This window comes from uncultured Devosia sp., assembly GCF_964244875.1.
Taxonomy (GTDB): domain Bacteria; phylum Pseudomonadota; class Alphaproteobacteria; order Rhizobiales; family Devosiaceae; genus Devosia.
This window is the reverse complement of the sequence record NZ_CAXTKA010000015.1, coordinates 66,864-81,871: the sequence shown is the minus strand read 5'-3', so window position 1 is coordinate 81,871 and position 15,008 is coordinate 66,864. Positions and strand designations below refer to the sequence as shown.

At 64.4% G+C, this 15,008-nt stretch carries 18 protein-coding genes, 2 tRNA genes and 1 pseudogene; 15 read left to right on the top strand and 6 right to left on the bottom strand.

The annotated features are described in order from the left end of the window. The first annotated feature begins 172 nt into the window (after window positions 1-172). Genes argJ through ACFE8X_RS15850 form a run of 4 tightly spaced genes read left to right on the top strand, consistent with a single transcriptional unit; the run spans window position 173 to window position 2,810 of the window. Entirely contained in the window at window positions 173-1,408 is a 1,236-nt protein-coding gene (argJ, locus tag ACFE8X_RS15865; protein ID WP_375452467.1) for a bifunctional glutamate N-acetyltransferase/amino-acid acetyltransferase ArgJ, read from the top strand. 1 nt (window position 1,409) lies between these two features. Next, window positions 1,410-2,156: a GNAT family N-acetyltransferase gene (locus ACFE8X_RS15860; RefSeq protein ID WP_375452466.1), complete on the top strand. Its 747-nt coding sequence runs from the start codon at window positions 1,410-1,412 to the stop codon at window positions 2,154-2,156. Continuing rightward, window positions 2,153-2,560, top strand: coding sequence for a (deoxy)nucleoside triphosphate pyrophosphohydrolase (locus ACFE8X_RS15855; RefSeq protein WP_375452465.1), 408 nt, complete (start codon window positions 2,153-2,155; stop codon window positions 2,558-2,560). The genes ACFE8X_RS15860 and ACFE8X_RS15855 overlap by 4 nt, the downstream gene beginning before the upstream one ends. Before the next feature lie 49 nt (window positions 2,561-2,609). Then, window positions 2,610-2,810, top strand: coding sequence for a Flp family type IVb pilin (locus ACFE8X_RS15850; RefSeq protein WP_375452464.1), 201 nt, complete (start codon window positions 2,610-2,612; stop codon window positions 2,808-2,810). Window positions 2,811-2,815: 5 nt separating this feature from the next. Here ACFE8X_RS15850 and ACFE8X_RS15845 read toward each other — a convergent pair whose 3' ends face one another. Then, the gene (locus tag ACFE8X_RS15845; protein WP_375452463.1) at window positions 2,816-4,294 is read right to left on the bottom strand and encodes a M48 family metalloprotease; all 1,479 of its coding nucleotides are present in this window, start codon (window positions 4,292-4,294) and stop codon (window positions 2,816-2,818) included. Continuing rightward, window positions 4,291-5,097, bottom strand: a complete 807-nt coding sequence (locus tag ACFE8X_RS15840) for a thermonuclease family protein (protein WP_375452462.1) — start codon at window positions 5,095-5,097, stop codon at window positions 4,291-4,293. Before ACFE8X_RS15840 ends, ACFE8X_RS15845 begins: the two co-directional genes overlap by 4 nt. 203 nt (window positions 5,098-5,300) lie before the next feature. Here ACFE8X_RS15840 and ACFE8X_RS15835 point away from each other — a divergent pair. The 3 genes from ACFE8X_RS15835 to ACFE8X_RS15825 all read left to right on the top strand — a co-directional run bounded on the left by ACFE8X_RS15835 (window position 5,301) and on the right by ACFE8X_RS15825 (window position 6,249). Further along, window positions 5,301-5,377 (top strand) — tRNA-Arg (locus tag ACFE8X_RS15835). Between the two features lie 172 nt (window positions 5,378-5,549). Next, window positions 5,550-6,038 (top strand): CAP domain-containing protein, encoded by a 489-nt coding sequence (locus tag ACFE8X_RS15830; RefSeq protein WP_375452461.1) that lies wholly within the window; start codon window positions 5,550-5,552, stop codon window positions 6,036-6,038. Continuing rightward, the gene (locus ACFE8X_RS15825; RefSeq protein WP_375452460.1) at window positions 5,989-6,249 is read left to right on the top strand and encodes a sulfurtransferase TusA family protein; all 261 of its coding nucleotides are present in this window, start codon (window positions 5,989-5,991) and stop codon (window positions 6,247-6,249) included. The genes ACFE8X_RS15830 and ACFE8X_RS15825 overlap by 50 nt, the downstream gene beginning before the upstream one ends. A gap of 28 nt (window positions 6,250-6,277) precedes the next feature. Here the strand turns inward: ACFE8X_RS15825 and ACFE8X_RS15820 are convergent, their stop codons facing one another. Both ACFE8X_RS15820 and ACFE8X_RS15815 read right to left on the bottom strand, forming a co-directional pair. Continuing rightward, a complete protein-coding gene (locus ACFE8X_RS15820; protein WP_375452459.1) occupies window positions 6,278-7,456 on the bottom strand; it encodes a D-alanyl-D-alanine carboxypeptidase family protein in 1,179 nt (392 codons plus the stop codon). 138 nt (window positions 7,457-7,594) lie between these two features. Beyond that, on the bottom strand, window positions 7,595-8,020 hold the full coding sequence (locus tag ACFE8X_RS15815) for a DoxX family protein (protein ID WP_375452458.1): 426 nt from the start codon (window positions 8,018-8,020) through the stop codon (window positions 7,595-7,597). A gap of 100 nt (window positions 8,021-8,120) precedes the next feature. Here ACFE8X_RS15815 and ACFE8X_RS15810 point away from each other — a divergent pair, with 100 nt between their 5' ends. Beyond that, window positions 8,121-8,537 carry a winged helix-turn-helix transcriptional regulator gene (locus ACFE8X_RS15810; protein WP_375452457.1) on the top strand — a complete coding sequence of 139 codons (417 nt, stop codon included), beginning with the start codon at window positions 8,121-8,123 and terminating at the stop codon, window positions 8,535-8,537. Window positions 8,538-8,543: 6 nt separating this feature from the next. Here the strand turns inward: ACFE8X_RS15810 and ACFE8X_RS15805 are convergent, their stop codons facing one another. Continuing rightward, entirely contained in the window at window positions 8,544-9,899 is a 1,356-nt protein-coding gene (locus ACFE8X_RS15805; RefSeq protein WP_375452456.1) for an MATE family efflux transporter, read from the bottom strand. 288 nt (window positions 9,900-10,187) lie between these two features. On the opposite strand from ACFE8X_RS15805, the gene ACFE8X_RS15800 reads away from it, so the two are divergent. The 7 genes and pseudogenes from ACFE8X_RS15800 (at window position 10,188) to ACFE8X_RS15770 (ending at window position 14,422) form a co-directional block, all read left to right on the top strand. Next, window positions 10,188-10,919: an AzlC family ABC transporter permease gene (locus tag ACFE8X_RS15800; RefSeq protein WP_375452455.1), complete on the top strand. Its 732-nt coding sequence runs from the start codon at window positions 10,188-10,190 to the stop codon at window positions 10,917-10,919. Next, window positions 10,903-11,211 carry an AzlD family protein gene (locus ACFE8X_RS15795; RefSeq protein WP_375452454.1) on the top strand — a complete coding sequence of 103 codons (309 nt, stop codon included), beginning with the start codon at window positions 10,903-10,905 and terminating at the stop codon, window positions 11,209-11,211. Before ACFE8X_RS15800 ends, ACFE8X_RS15795 begins: the two co-directional genes overlap by 17 nt. Window positions 11,212-11,279: 68 nt before the next feature. Further along, window positions 11,280-11,896: pseudogene (locus tag ACFE8X_RS15790) on the top strand (hypothetical protein). 74 nt (window positions 11,897-11,970) lie between these two features. Then, window positions 11,971-12,054, top strand: a tRNA-Leu gene (locus tag ACFE8X_RS15785). Between the two features lie 154 nt (window positions 12,055-12,208). Next, a complete protein-coding gene (locus ACFE8X_RS15780) occupies window positions 12,209-12,895 on the top strand; it encodes an outer membrane protein (protein ID WP_375452453.1) in 687 nt (228 codons plus the stop codon). A 96-nt stretch (window positions 12,896-12,991) separates the two neighbouring features. Further along, window positions 12,992-13,813 (top strand): DUF72 domain-containing protein, encoded by an 822-nt coding sequence (locus ACFE8X_RS15775; RefSeq protein WP_375452452.1) that lies wholly within the window; start codon window positions 12,992-12,994, stop codon window positions 13,811-13,813. Window positions 13,814-13,897: 84 nt separating this feature from the next. Continuing rightward, entirely contained in the window at window positions 13,898-14,422 is a 525-nt protein-coding gene (locus ACFE8X_RS15770) for a disulfide bond formation protein B (protein WP_375452451.1), read from the top strand. 12 nt (window positions 14,423-14,434) lie between these two features. Here ACFE8X_RS15770 and ACFE8X_RS15765 read toward each other — a convergent pair whose 3' ends face one another. Then, window positions 14,435-14,992: an HNH endonuclease gene (locus ACFE8X_RS15765; RefSeq protein ID WP_375452450.1), complete on the bottom strand. Its 558-nt coding sequence runs from the start codon at window positions 14,990-14,992 to the stop codon at window positions 14,435-14,437. Window positions 14,993-15,008 lie beyond the last annotated feature (16 nt).

Below are 15,008 nucleotides of genomic sequence, written 5' to 3'. Positions count from 1 at the left end.
TCTCGCACTCTAAACCAAACCCATGAGGCACGTCTCGCCGCATGCCGTTTGACTGTCATTCAACCGCCCGGCACAACCGCGCGGCGCCTCGGCACGTCCACGCTCCCGTCTTGCGAACGCCTCGTCTTTCAGGCACATCGACGCCATCCAGACACCACCAAGGATTGCGACCATGGCTCATCCGGTTTCCCCCCTCGCCCCCAAGACCTATCCGGAATTGTCCACCATAGCCGGTGTTCGCTTTGCCACGGCTCAGGCCGGCATCAAGTACCAGAACCGCACCGATGTGCTGCTGGTGGCATTGGATCCCGGCACCAGCGTTGCCGGCGTCGTCACCCGCTCCAAATGCCCTTCGGCCGCCGTCGACTGGTGCAAGGCCAATCTCGGTGGCGGCATGGCCCGCGCCCTCGTCGTCAATTCGGGCAATGCCAATGCCTTTACCGGCGCCAAGGGACAAAAATCGGTCGAGCTGACCGCCGAGCTCGCCGCCCAGGCCATCGGCTGCACGCCGGCCGAAGTCTTCCTCGCCTCCACCGGCGTCATCGGCGAACCGCTCGATGCCAACAAGTTCGCCAGCGTGCTCGACCAGATGGCCACCCGGCTTGGCGACACCTCCTGGATGGATCCCGCCAAGGCCATCATGACCACCGACACCTTTCCCAAGCTTGCCACCGCCACCGTCGACATTGACGGGACAGAGGTGCGCATCAACGGCATCGCCAAGGGCAGCGGCATGATCGCGCCCGACATGGCCACCATGCTCGCCTTCGTCTTCACCGACATGCCCATCGCCGCCCCGGTGCTGCAGGCGCTGCTCGCCCGCCACGTCCAGACTAGCTTCAACGCCATTACCGTCGATAGCGACACCTCGACCTCCGATACCCTTTTGGCCTTCGCCACCGGCCAGGCCGCCGGCATCGCACCCCTTGCCGACATCGACGACCCCCGCGCCGAAACCTTCGGCGAGGCGCTGCGCGACGTGCTGTTCGATCTGGCCATCCAGGTCGTGCGCGATGGCGAAGGCGCCACCAAGCAGGTGTCCATCCATGTCGAAGGCGCCACCTCCGATGCCAGTGCCTTCCGCATCGCCAAGGCCATCGCCGATAGCCCCCTGGTCAAGACCGCCATTGCCGGCGAGGACGCCAATTGGGGCCGCGTCGTCATGGCCGTCGGCAAGGCCGGCGAGCCCGCCGACCGCGACAAGCTGGCAATCCGGTTCGGCGACCTGCTGGTCGCCAGGGACGGCGAACGCGCCCCCCTCTATGACGAGGCCGCCACCAGCGCCTATATGAAGGGGCAGGACCTTGAACTGACCGTCAGCCTGGGCCTCGGCATTGGCGCCGCTACCGTCTATACCTGCGATCTGACCCATGGCTACATCACCATCAATGGCGATTATCGGAGCTGAGATGATCTATCCCAGCCCCCACGATATCGAGACTGCTGCGCTCAGGGCCTGGCCCGGCATCGAGGTCGAATGGGATGGCGCCTGGGTGCGCCGCGCCGCCGGCGGCTATACCAAGCGCGCCAATTCCCTGCAGTGTTTCGATCCGGTTGACGGCGCCGACGCTCGACAGCGGCTGGACCTCGCCGTCGAATGGTTCCGGGCGCGCGCCTTGCCGCCGGTCGTCCGCTCGACCCCGCTCGACAGTCCAGCCCTCAACGCCGTGCTCGATGCGAACGGCTGGACCGTCATCGACCACAGCCACCTCTATGCGACCCCGATCGGCGCGCCCGAACCCGACGCCCAGGGGCGCATTTCGTCCGTCCTGGACCCCCAATTCCTGGCCGCCCAGCAAGGATTGCGCGGCTACGATGACGCCACCCTTGCCCGCCTCAGGGCCTTGCTGGCGGCCATGGCCGTGCCCGCGGCCGGCATCGTGGTCCACCGCGACGGCGCCCCGGTCGCCACGGGCCTGATGGCGGTGGCCGACGGCATCGTCGTTGCTGGCAATGTCATCACCGACCCCGGCCGCCGCCGTCAGGGCCTGGCTGCGGCCATGATGCAGACCGGCCTGGCCTGGGCGAAAGCCCAGGGCGCGCATACGGCAGCGCTCAATGTCCAGGCCGGCAACGCGGCCGCCAAGGCGCTCTACGCGTCGCTCGGCTACCGGCACCGCTACGACTACGCCTATCGCGTGCCCGGTCCTCCATGAGCCAGAACCCCATCCTGCTCGTCGTCGCCTGTGCCCTGGTCGATGCCGACCGGCGCGTGCTCATCGCCCAGCGTCCGCCCGGCAAGTCCTTGGCCGGCCTTTGGGAATTCCCCGGCGGCAAGCTCGAACCCGGCGAGTCCCCCGAAGCGGCGCTGATCCGCGAACTGGAGGAGGAACTGGGTATTTCTACCCAGACCGCGTGTCTGGCTCCGGTATCTTTCGCAAGTCACTCTTACGAGAGCTTTCACCTGTTGATGCCACTTTATGCCTGCCGGAAATGGCAAGGTCAGCCCCAGGCCAGGGAACACACCGCGCTCAAATGGGTGCGCCCGCAGGCCCTGCGCGACTATCCCATGCCGCCGGCCGACGCGCCATTGATCGCCGCTCTGTGCGATCTTCTCTAGGCTTGGCGAGGGGTGACGCAAGACCAACCGACGGGGGCCGGGGGTAAGCATGCCAGATGCGCCGATTGCACGATTCGTGACCGAGGAAGCCGGGGCCACGGCCATCGAATATGGCCTGATCGCCGCCCTGCTCGTCGTGGCGCTGATCTCCACCTTTGCCTTGATGGGAACCAGCATCGAGCAGCTTTATGCCAGCGGCACCGGCAGCGCGGCGGCAGTCTTCTCCGCAGCGGCCGACAGCCTGCCCTGACGCCGTTACTGCAGCGTTACCATCTTGTACTTCTGCCCCGCGACCACCGGATCGCCCGGGAACAAATCATTGATGATATAGAACAATTCGCTCCCTCGGCTCAGCCCTGCCATCTGCCGCGCCAGCCCATCGGCGGTGTCGCCGGCCTTGGCGGTCACGACCCTGACGCCCACCTTGCGGATTTGCGCCAGATCGGTCGGATCGGTCCGCCTGAAGCTTTTCAGCGTCGCCAGGGCGCCCTCGGCAAACCGCGCGCTGTCGGCCTTGGCGGCAAAGATGAACCGATAGACCTGCCCGTCCAGCCGCATCACCGAAACCCGGAAGAACCACTGATCCGTCTGCGCCATGCCCGAGGCCATCTCGACGCCGTTGAAGGTCTGCGTGGTGACGCTGTCCGCCTTGAGCCCGGCGATCCAGCCCGATTTCAGATAATCGGCCAGCCCCACGCTGCTCGCCACCTCGGCGCTGTCGAACCGCACCGCCTCGCCGTCGCCCGCCACGCCGACCACCGCACTTTGCGAATTTTGCAGCGTATAGCCCTGCGGCACCGAAAAGGTGAACTTGCTGGCACTGTGGATGAACTGCCGCCCCACGATCGAGCCCTGCGCCACGCTGTCGCCAAAGGTGATACCCGAAATGCTGGCGAGATACCCCTCGCGGTCGATCTCCCCCGCGCCGCCCGCCCCGAACATCTGCGTCGCCACCTGCACCGCCTTCTGGATCCGGTCGGGCGTCGAGGGATGCGAGGACAGGAAGCCCTCGCCCTGGCTCGTGCCCGCCGAGAACGTGGCGAACCGGCTCATGACGCCCAGGAACCGCGCCGCGGCATGCGGGTCGTACCCCGCCTTGCCGGTGAACCTGATGCCCTCGCGATCCGCTTCCAGCTCCTGGTTCTGGCTGAACGCCGCCAGCGACTGCCGCGAGCGATCGGCCGCCGCTTCGGCGCCTGCTTCGCCCCCGAACACGCCGCTGATCACCCGGTCGACGATGGCCGTAGTGCGCGTTCGATTGGTCCGCGCCCTGGCATGGCGCAGCGTCACATGGGCAATTTCATGGGCCAGCACCGCCGCCAGTTCGCTGGTGTCGGACGCCAGCGCCAGAATGCCGCGCGTCACATAGATATAGCCGCCCGGCAAGGCGAAGGCATTGACCTCGGCACTGTCGAGGATCGTGACCTGGAACTGCGCATTGGGCTGGTCGGCTGCCGCCAGCAGGCGCCCCACGATTCGCGCCACCATGATCTCGGCCGGCCGGTCCGAATAGACCCCGCCATAGGCCGCGATGATGCGCGGATGCTCGCGCCGACCGATCACGACATCGTCCGGCTCGGTGCCCTCTGGCACCACGGTGGGGGCCGGATTGTCCCCGGTCTGGGTCACCGCGATGCCGGTGCTGGTCAGGGTCGTGCAGGCGCTCAACGCAATAAGCGATACCGCCACCACCCCGTTGCGCAATCCGCTGCGGATGCCACCAAGAAGAGTCATCGTGTGGCCAGAACCTCGATCTGTTCGGGATGGGTCACTTCGATGCGCGGACCATCCCGGTCGTCCACCCATCCCCGGACCCGCACCAACGCTCCCTCGAGCGTCAGCGGATCCATGCCCGCCTCGGCAAACAGCCGGATTGCAGGCGCTTCGATCACCGCAGTGAAGTCCTCTTTCCAGAACCGGCCAAAATTGAGATACACCCGCCCGCTCGCCGCGTCGGCCAGCAGCACGCGCCCTTCCACCAGTTCATAATGTCCGGCCCGCTCCAGCACATCGCCCGGTCGGTCCGCCGCCAGCACCCTGTAATAGGGATCGCTCCAGATGCCAAGCCCGGCCATGCGGGCGCGCCCCTCGGCCGCATACAATTGATCCAGGCATTTGCGATTGTCGGGAAAGGAATAGACCCGCGCCATACCCGCCGCGACCATGGCCTGCTGCGCCCAAATCTCGCCGTCGGCGCCCGCAACGAACACATGGGCCAGCGCCCGCTCATAGCGGTCGACTTCCTCCCCGCCATAGCCCAGCCGCACCGGCTGGTTGAGCACCATGGCTTCAAGCAGGCGCTTGGCCTCGTCCGCCTTGGGCCAGGTGGGAAAACCCTCGCGTCCCAAAGGCAGTTTGGGCGCCTGCGTGCCGATCATCCGCACGACGAGGCCACTGTCGAGCACGACGGTGTCGCCATCGGTGACCTGCACCACGATGCCGCCAGGGGCTGCCCGCAAGTCCGTGCAGCCGAGCGCCACCGGCGAAACCGACAGCGCCGCGAGTGCGGCCAGTCGAGCGATGCTGGATTTGATCAATGAAGGCCCCGAAAACAGTTCGTTCACCATGCACCCAAATAAGGCAAAAAATGATTACCGAGGTGACAACATGGCGGGCAAAACCTGGCTATCGGCATTTGCCCCGATGTGTTGCCACTTTATCGCATCCGCTGTGCCCGCCCGAGCGGGCTATACGCAAAATGGCTTTATTCCGGGGCCGGGTTTGTCTAAGTTCCGCGCGTGGTCTCGTAGCTCAGCAGGATAGAGCACAGGATTCCTAATCCTGGGGTCGTGGGTTCGAATCCCGCCGAGATCACCACCCCGAGCGGCGTATTTCTCCGGGCCAGCATCAAAAAGCTATTCTGGTTACCTTCGGGCAAGGCTTTGCGGCGTATTGCTTGGGCTTGGCCCTGTGCCCTGTCGCGGCCACGATTGATGGCTAGGTCCGGCCGGTCACCACAACACCCGTTTACAGCCCGAAGGATTTGCCCGTGCCCGTTTTGTCGTTCTCCAGATGGGCCGTTGCGCCCGTTCTTGCTATTGCACTTGGCGCAGCGCTTGCCGCCTGCAGCATGGGCGGGGGCGGCGCCGCCACCAGCATCGCTTTGGCGCCCGGCCTTTCGGCACGGATGGACCAGCCCAATGCCAGCCTCGACCGCGCCCAGGCTATCGGCATCGTCAATTCGTACCGCGCCACGAGAGGCATTGCGGCATTGACCCCCGATACGGGCCTCGACGGCACCGCCCAGGCGCTGGTCAACCAATATGCGGCAACCGGCATTGCGCCCAAGACCCCCGCCGGGCTGACCATGAAACTGAGCGCCGGCTATGCCAGCTTTGCCGAAACCTTTTCCGGCTGGCGCAACAATCCGGCCGATGCCGCCGGGATGACGGCCAACGCCGCCAAGGCCGGCGTTGCCGTCGCCTTCAATGCCAGCTCCAGTTACGGCGTCTATTGGGTCCTGGTTCTTGGCAACTGAGACGCTCGACGCTCGCGGGCTTAAATGCCCGCTGCCAGTGCTCAAAATGGAAAAGCGCCTGGAGGGTCTGCCTCCCGGCGCCGTCTTGGCCGTCCTTGCCACCGACCCGATCGCCCGGATCGATATTCCGCTCTATTGCCGCCAACACGGCCACCCTTGCGTTTTTGAGCTTCAGGGCGATGCCATGCAGTTCACCATCACCAAGGGCTGACGCCCGGCGCCGACCGCAGCAGGCAAATCTAGTTGGAAAAACTGGGACGCGGGCGCGGAAACGGCACACCGTCATCGACCGCCACCGACAGTCCCGGCCGCAACTCCGCCGCCCCGGCCACTGCAGGAAACGCCGGCAGGTGCATCGGCCGTGGCCGGGGCAGCGCGATATTGGCGCGGATGCGGCCCAGATCGGTCGCCATATACGTTGCGGCCGCAACGACATCATTGAGATAGCTCGGCTGCCCCTTGAGCCCCATCGGGAATGCCGCTTCCTGCGCTTTGACATAGGCGGCCGCCTGCTTGCCGCAAATCTGCGGGCGCATATTGACCGGCGCCACGCCCGGACTGTTCGCCAGCCCCAATACGGATTGCCCGGTGCCACCGGCCGAGCCGGAAAAGCCCCGCAGCATCAGCTCGGCCGCCCGCTCATTGCGGTCCCGTCCCGATGACGCACCCAGCACCACGGCCAAAAGGCGCCGCCCATTGCGCTCTACCGTAGCCACCATGTTGAGCCCTGACGCGCAGATGAACCCGGTCTTCATACCGGTGGTGCCGGCAAATTTGGTCAGCAACTGGTTTTCCGATTCCAGCCGCTTGCCGCCCAATTGCACCGCCTCGGTGCCAAAGATCGGATCGTATTGGGGAAAACTCTTGCGGATATAGAGCGCCAGCACCGCCAGATCGCGTGCCGACATGCGCTGTTCTGGATCGTCCAATCCATTGGGATTGGCGAAATGGCTTGCCGTCAGCCCCATGCGGCTGGCCGCGTCGTTCATCTTGGCCACGAAGCCCGCCTCGCTGCCGCCCACCGTTTCGGCAATGCCCATGGCCACGTCGTTCGCCGATTTGACCAGCATGACGTAAAGCGCATCCTGCATCGAGAGTGCACTGTCCACCGGCAGGCCCGATTTGCTCGGCGCCTGGTTGATGGCGTGCCGGGACAGCACCACCGGGGTGTCGAGGCTCACCGTGCCCTTGGCAATTTCCTCGAACGTCACATAAGCGGTCATCAGCTTGGTCAGCGATGCCGGATGCCAGGGCAGGCCCGCATCTTCGGCGGACAGGACCTCGAGCGTGTCCATGTCCACCAGCAGCATCGGATTGGCGCGCGCAAGGCCGCCCAAACCGGCAAAACTCAAAAGTACAGCGAAGGCTAAAACACCAAATTGTCGGGCATGCTGCACGAGGATCAGGCTCCGGACCATTGCGGAAATCGGCCTTCTCTTAACAGCGGGCGTCGCCAATCTCAATGTGCTCAAACCGGACTGACAGGGTTTTGAAGCCCGTCGACACCAAATGACAACCCGACGACGTCTCGGCCTCCATGCCGTGAACCGGCGTGCCTAGCGCGGCGCGATCGGCGCCTTGCTCATGCGGCCCCACACCACGAACAGGGACAGTGCGAGCAGCACCAGATTGATCGGCAAGGTCTGCCCGGTCTCGCCGCGCATGGCATGCAGCCCGATGGCGAGCACCTGCAGCACGCTGAAGCCCAAGGCAGCCAGTGGCGTCTGCCGCGGCAGGATGCGCGTGAACGCCGGCAGCAGCAGGCCGAGCGCACCCAGGACTTCCATGGTCCCGATGAAGCGGGTCAACAATTCGGGGTAGTCGACCGCATAGTTCATGCCCATCGCCGCCAGCTCGGCCATCGGTTTGCTGAGTTTGGCGAATCCTGCAAAGCTGTAAAAAGCGGCCAGAACCGCTTGCGCCACCCAAAGTCCGATAGTCCAGCCGCTGCGATTGGCGGTTCCACTCGTCACGTCAGCCATGCGATCACCCCATTGTTCGTTTGGCCTTTCGCGCCTCTAGGCACGAATAGGAACTATGGCTATATTGATGCCCAGGTTACCCGCACAAGCAGGCACATCAATGTCTCTGACTGACACCAGCAAATCGGCCAATTGCTCCGCCATGTCCGATGTCCTCAATCGCATCGGCGACAAGTGGAGCGTCATGGTGGTCGGCATCCTGTCCTATAGCGGCACCATCCGCTTCAACGAGCTCAAGCGCTCGATCAATGGCGTGTCCCAGCGCATGCTGACTTTGACCCTGCGCAATCTCGAGCGCGATGGCCTGGTCACCCGCACCATCTATCCCGAAGTGCCGCCTCGCGTGGAATATGGCCTGACTGAACTGGGCAAGACCTTGACCGGACCGATCAGTGAACTTTGGGACTGGTCGGCGCAGCATCACGCGACCATTATCGATGCCCGCACCATCTACGATGCCCGCCAGAGCGCCGTTACCGCCGAAACCCCTCGCAAGATCGCCTACGCCCGCGGTTGAGCCGGCTCAGATCAGCGCCGTGATCTTCTTTTTGCGCCAGACGAACCGATACCAGGCGCTCTGCAGCACCAGCATGCAGCTGAAGCTGGCGGCATAGGCCCACCAGATGCCGTGCAGTCCGAGGCTGGTTTGACTCAGCACGATGGCGCCGGGCAGTTCGACGAACACGATGCATCCCAACGACAGCAGCATCGGCGCAAACACCGTACCGGACGCGCGCATGATGCCTGAAAACACTGCGCTGAGCCCGAATAGAACCACACTCCATAGCACCACATGCAACAGCCCTTCGGTGAGCGCGATCACCGCCGGATCGGTGATGAACAGCGCCACCAGCCGTTCGGAAAACAGATAGGCGATCAAAACCAGCGATCCGGTGATCACCAGGCTCATCACCAACCCGGTTCGCGTGATCGCCCGCAACTGATCGATCTGGCCGGCCCCGATCGCCTGCGCGGCAAAGATCGACGCCGCAATCGAAATCGACATGGCGGGAAACTGCACATAGCTCATCACCTGGTTGACCGCGCCATAGGCCGCCGTCGCGTCCGATCCGAACCGGTTGATCAGCCCCACGATGACAATGGCCGAAATCGATGACACCACCATCTGCACGCCGGCGGGCACGCCCAGTTTGAGCACCATCCAGAACAGGCCCGGATTGAGCCGCAGATAGCCCAGCAGCACCCGGTCGGGCGCCAGCGGATGCTTGCGGGCCCGCATGTAGAAGAACAGGAAGATCAGCACCGAACTGAAACCGGCAATGGTTGCGACTGCCGCCGCCATGATGCCGATCCGGGGCAGGCCGAACCAGCCCAGGATCAGCGCCGGGGTGACCACCAGGCCCACCAGCAGCGAAATGATCAGCGACACCAGCGGCGTCACCGTATCGCCCACGCCGCGCAACACCGACGTCGCCATCAGGAAGATGAACAGGCCCGGCATGCCGATCAGCAGCACGCGGCCATAATTGGTGGCATTGGCCACAATATTGGCCGGCGCGCCGAGCAGTTGCATCAGGTCGCCGGTAAAGAAAATGCCGATCAAAGCGACCACCAGGCCCAGCAGGAACGTTGCCGTGAACGTTGTCCCCGCCACTTCCTTGACCTTGTCGACATTGCGCGCCCCCCAGGCCTGTCCGATCAGCACCGTGGCGCCCGACGACAGCCCGATCACGAACGAAATCAGAAAGATCATGATCGGAAAGAACACCGAAACCGCTGCCAGCGCGTCTACGCCCAGCAATTGGCCGATATAGATATTGTTCAGCGTGCCCGACAGCGACTGCAGGATATTGGCGGCCATCAGCGGCACGAGGAACACGAGGAACCGCTGCCACAATGGCCTGGATGGGGAATTCATGCGACCGCTCCGGAAAATCTCGAACTCACGCGCCTGCGCCGCGTTGCACCATCCCGGCTTGCGGACATGCCCAACCGTGCAGTCGCACGTTACAGCAACGCCTTGCTGGCGAACCCGTTCACATTGCCAGGCCGCTATCTGCTCGTCCCAGGCAAGCAGCGCCTCTCTACGCCTCGCTCCCCGATGGCGTCAACACGTCCTCACCTAGCACCAATCGTTGCACCAATTATCATGCCTGGACGACGTTTTTCCCGTGCGCCACACCGCCGCAACCGCTAGGGACAAGGCATGCAAACGGCTGCCTCACCATCGCCTTGGTCGTCGACCGCCTACCTGGCCGGCGCTCGCGCCTGCATTGCCGTGGCCATTTCCGTTGCTGCCTATGGCCTGGTCTGGGGCGTGCTGGCCCGCCAGGCCGGCCTGAGCCTTTTGGAAGTCGTGCTGATGAGTGGCCTGGTGTTTGCCGGCTCCGCCCAGTTTGTCGCCCTTGATCTCTGGACCGCGACGCCCTCCACCCTGCCGATCGGTCCCATCGTCCTGGCCACGCTGATCGTCAATCTGCGTTACCTGCTGCTGACTGCAACACTGCGCCCGCTGGTGCACCCCGGCACCGAAAAACGCAGCGCCCTCGCCATGTGGTGGCTCAGCGATGAAAACTGGGCCATGACCGTTGCAGCAATGGCCAGGGGTCGCGGCAGCATCGCCTTCATGGTCGGCGGCGGCACCACCGTATGGTGCTTCTGGATGGCCTCGACGATTGCTGGACGCCTGATCGGCTCCGTCATCGACGATCCAACCCGCTATGGTTTCGATTTCGCCTTTACTGCCACCTTCCTGGCTTTGCTGCTCGGCATGTGGAAGGGCAAGGCCGATCTCCTGCCCTGGCTGGCTGCCGCGCTCGTCGCCGTCGTCAGCGCCCGGCTGATCCCCGGCAGTTGGTACATCCTGGTGGGCGGCATTGCCGGCAGCCTTGTTGGTGCAATAGCGGAAACTCGGAGCCGGCATGCTCGCCAGTCCTGAAGCCCTCGTCACCATCGCGGGCATGCTGCTGGTCACCCTGGCCGTCAAGGCCAGCGGCTTGCTGCTGGCCAACCGCCTGCCCCAGACCGGCTTCATCGCCGCCTGGCTGCGCCATATTCCCGGTGCGGTGCTCGCATCCTTGGTCGCCCCGGCCATTGCCACCGGCAATGCTGCTGAAGCTCTCGCCGCCGCAGTCACCACGCTGGTCTTTCTGCTGACGCGCAATCTTTTCGTCACCATGGCCGCCGGGGTATTGGCCGTGTTCCTGGCCCGCATGGCGCTGGGCGCTTGACGGAACATCGCCGCACGCTGATCGTTCTCGCCTGACCCCTCGGCGCCGGCGCCGCCTGGAGCAAGACTATGATAAGTTTCACCGCCCTGTTCGATGTCTATGCCGATGCGGCGGCGGCCGTGCGCCAACTCGAGAGTGCCGGCTTTGCCAGCGACGACATTTCCCTCGTGGTCAGCACCTCTGCCGATCAAGTTGGCGGCCCCGCCGCAAACGACACCGTGTCCGTCCAGGGCGCAGGAACCGGTGCCGGCATCGGCGCCGTGCTCGGCGGGGCCGATGCCTTCTGGCCGGCATCGGCGTCTTGGCCATACCCGGGCTTGGCCCGGTCATTGCCGCGGGGTGGCTGGTCTCCACCGCCCTTGGTGCCGTTGCCGGCGCGGCGTTCGGCGGCGCTACCGGGGGCATTATCGGCGGCCTGACCGGCTCGGGTATTCATGAGCAGGACGCCCATGTTCTTGCCGAGGCGGTGCGGCGCGGCGGCAGCGTCGTTTCCGTGCGCAGCGATGCCAGCCGGCAAGACGCCATCGCGGCGATCTTTGCCGGCTCCAACCAGGTCGATCTCGCCGAACGCCGCCGCCATTACGAGGACGAAGGCTGGCGCTTTTTCGATCCCGATGCCGCGCCCTACGAACCGGACACGCTGCGCGACCGCCAGGGGCTCGACAACGCGCCGGGCCCGGTCTGACCGGTTAAATTCTGCCCACTGCCACCCATTGCCCCGGTTGCGGCGCGCTCGCGCCTGCGCTATGCAACGCCTGTGCCCCTCTGGCGGAATGGTAGACGCAGAGGACTCAAAATCCTCCGTCGCAAGACGTGCCGGTTCGAGTCCGGCGGGGGGCACCATTCAATCATGCATCGCAGCTCTTCCCCCATGATCGGCGGCGTTTACCAATCGCCAGATCATTGTGATCGCACGGGTGTGCAATTAACCCTATCCGTTACCCGCCAGTTAACTTTCGCGTTGCATTTTGGCGCCGAAAGACACGACGAGGTAATCATGATGCGCAAACTCATTCTGGCCCTGGCCGGCACGGTCCTGCTGACCGCCACCGCTCACGCCGCCGATTTCGGCTGGACCGACAACAGCGGCGCCGCTCCGATGTTTGCCCAGACCTCGGCATTCCAGTGGTCGGGGTTCTACGCCGGCGTCAACGGCGGTTACGGCTTCGGCACTCTCAGCCGCAAGCCGGCCGGTGGTGGCGTCGCCACCAAGACCAATACCGATGGTGCGAGCCTGGGCGGGCAGGTCGGCTACAATGTCGACATGGGCGGCTTCGTGCTCGGTGGTGAAGCGGACCTGCAGTGGTCCTCCATCGCCTATGACGCCAATCTTGGTGCCCTCGGCAGGCTCAAGGCCAGCGTTGATGGCTTCGGCACGGTGCGCGGCCGCGCCGGCATGGCGTTCGACCGGGTCATGCCCTACGTCACCGCCGGCTTCGCCTATGGCCGCAGCACCGTCAGCCTGACTAACCCGGCCGATGTCGTGACCTCCCAGACCAACACCCATTTCGGCTGGACCGTCGGCGCGGGCCTCGAAGCCGCCGCCACCGACAACATCACCCTCAAGGCGGAATATCTCTACGTCGACCTGGGCAGCCAGACCTACACCACCGCCCCCGGCGGCAGTATCGATGCCAGCCAACGCTTCAGCGTCATTCGCGGGGGCGTCAACTACAAGTTCTAGCCTCCACGCGGCCGCTGCATCCCGTCGCAGCGGCCGGTTTTTCATTTCGCCAGCGGACGATCCTGCCGTAGTCTGCGCACGATGGGGGACCACGCGATGACGATCAGGACGGGAATAGCCGGATGGGTGTTCGAGCCTTGGCGCGGCGTGTTTTATCCTGCAGGACTGGTGCAAAAAAAGGAACTGGCTTTTGCCAGTTCCCAGCTTGGCAGCATCGAGATCAATGCCACCTTTCGCGCCAATCAGAAGCCTGAAAGTTTTGGCAGATGGGCGGGCGAAACGCCTGATGATTTCGTATTCGCCATCAAGGGCCCGCAATTGGTCACCCATATCAAGCGGCTTAGGAGCTGCGAGATCGAGCTGGCGAACTTCTTCGCGTCGGGGCCCCTGGCGCTCGGGACGAGGCTCGGGCCGTTCATCTGGCAATTGCCGCCCAATCTGAGCTATGACCCCGCGGTGTTGAACGCCTTCCTCGATCTGCTTCCCCGAACGCTCGATGAGTACCAGGCATTGGCAGGCAAGGCCGATAGCCGGCTGAAATCGCCGCCATTCCTGGCCGCCGACGGCGTCGGCCCCATCCGCCACGCCATCGAGATACGCCATAAGAGCTTCGACAATGACGCGGTGCGCGACGCGCTGGCGGCGCACAATGTCGCGCTGGTCATCGCCGACACAATCGAGCAGCCGGCGCGCACACTGACCGCCGACTTCGCCTATTGCCGCCTCCAGGGCCCCGCGCGCGCCGACGCCGCCGGTTACACGCCAGCCGATATCGTCGCCTGGGCCGGACAGCTGCGCCAATGGGACCAGGCGGGACACGATGTCTTTGCCTATTTCGTGCATGAGGACAAAGTCCATGCGCCCGCCAATGCCATTGCGCTGCGCCAGGCGCTGGGCCTCGATCTGCCCGGCGACTGAATTTATCACATCCCCGTAGCGGTCTGGATATTGCCCGTCGCAACGGTTATCCAGCCCTTGTCTTCAGCGTCACCGGATCGTTTCATGGCCAGCTCCCTGTTTGCCCCGCTCGATAAACAGGCCGCCGGCCTTGCCTTCGTGCTTGCCGTGCTGGCCATTGCCGGCGCCTGGGGCTCGCAATTGTTCGGGGGCCTGGTGCCGTGCGAGCTCTGCCTCGAGCAGCGCATGGCCTATTACTGGGGCCTGCCGATCCTGCTCGTGATCCTGCTCACCTGGAACCGCCTGCCGCTGCCGGTCTGGTATATCGCCATGGCCGCAGTCACGGCGATCTTTGCCTGGGGCACCTTCATGGGCACCTACCATGCCGGCGTCGAATGGGGTTTCTGGCCCGGCCCGACCGCCTGTACCGGCGGCGGCATCGCCGCCATCAGCTTCGATGCCCTGAACGATCTGAACTCCGCCCATGTCGTGCCCTGCGACGTGGTGCAGTTCCGCCTTTTCGGCATCTCCCTGGCCGGCTACAACGCCTTGGTGATGGCCGGATGTGTGCTGCTGCTGCTGGTATCCATCGCCGCGCAGGCAACGCGCAAGGGCGGCCGCCGCGCTTGAATGCGGCAGCGCCTATTCTTCCAGCTCGATATCCCAATACAGGTAATCCAGCCAGCTCTGATGCAGATGGTTGGGCGGGAAGGCGCGGCCGTTATTGTGCAGGTCATGCACGGTGGGATGATAGGGCGCCTGGCGCGGAAACATCTTGATTTCCCAAGGCATCCGGTTGGCCTTGCGCAGATTGCATGGCGCACAGGCGGCCACCACGTTTTCCCAGGTCGTGCGGCCGCCCTTGGAACGCGGAATGACATGATCGAACGTCAGATCGTCCTTGGCGCCGCAATATTGGCACACGAACCGATCGCGCAGGAACACGTTGAAACGCGTGAACGCAGGGTGCCGCGCCGGCTTCACGTAATCCTTGAGCGACACCACGCTGGGTAGCCGCATTTCGAAGCTCGGTGAGTGAATCACCGTATCGTAGAGCGACACGATATTGACCCGGTCCAGGCACACCGCCTTGATTGCGTCCTGCCAGGACCACAGCGATAAGGGGTAATAGCTGAGCGGCCGGAAATCGGCGTTCAACACAAGCGCGGGACAGGCCTCCGGCGACACGTGGATGGTCACGTCAGGCTCCCGAAAC

Coding starts and splice junctions, on each gene's coding strand:
- ACFE8X_RS15860 (WP_375452466.1), top strand. CDS start 1,410: ATGATCTATCCCAGCCCCCACGATATCGAGACTGCTGCGCTCAGGGCC.
- ACFE8X_RS15795 (WP_375452454.1), top strand. CDS start 10,903: ATGCTCGCCAGTCCTGAAGCCCTCGTCACCATCGCGGGCATGCTGCTG.
- ACFE8X_RS15800 (WP_375452455.1), top strand. CDS start 10,188: ATGCAAACGGCTGCCTCACCATCGCCTTGGTCGTCGACCGCCTACCTG.
- argJ (WP_375452467.1), top strand. CDS start 173: ATGGCTCATCCGGTTTCCCCCCTCGCCCCCAAGACCTATCCGGAATTG.
- ACFE8X_RS15855 (WP_375452465.1), top strand. CDS start 2,153: ATGAGCCAGAACCCCATCCTGCTCGTCGTCGCCTGTGCCCTGGTCGAT.
- ACFE8X_RS15775 (WP_375452452.1), top strand. CDS start 12,992: ATGACGATCAGGACGGGAATAGCCGGATGGGTGTTCGAGCCTTGGCGC.
- ACFE8X_RS15850 (WP_375452464.1), top strand. CDS start 2,610: ATGCCAGATGCGCCGATTGCACGATTCGTGACCGAGGAAGCCGGGGCC.
- ACFE8X_RS15805 (WP_375452456.1), bottom strand. CDS start 9,899: ATGAATTCCCCATCCAGGCCATTGTGGCAGCGGTTCCTCGTGTTCCTC.
- ACFE8X_RS15810 (WP_375452457.1), top strand. CDS start 8,121: ATGTCTCTGACTGACACCAGCAAATCGGCCAATTGCTCCGCCATGTCC.
- ACFE8X_RS15820 (WP_375452459.1), bottom strand. CDS start 7,456: ATGGTCCGGAGCCTGATCCTCGTGCAGCATGCCCGACAATTTGGTGTT.
- ACFE8X_RS15770 (WP_375452451.1), top strand. CDS start 13,898: ATGGCCAGCTCCCTGTTTGCCCCGCTCGATAAACAGGCCGCCGGCCTT.
- ACFE8X_RS15845 (WP_375452463.1), bottom strand. CDS start 4,294: ATGACTCTTCTTGGTGGCATCCGCAGCGGATTGCGCAACGGGGTGGTG.
- ACFE8X_RS15780 (WP_375452453.1), top strand. CDS start 12,209: ATGATGCGCAAACTCATTCTGGCCCTGGCCGGCACGGTCCTGCTGACC.
- ACFE8X_RS15825 (WP_375452460.1), top strand. CDS start 5,989: ATGCCAGCTCCAGTTACGGCGTCTATTGGGTCCTGGTTCTTGGCAACT.
- ACFE8X_RS15815 (WP_375452458.1), bottom strand. CDS start 8,020: ATGGCTGACGTGACGAGTGGAACCGCCAATCGCAGCGGCTGGACTATC.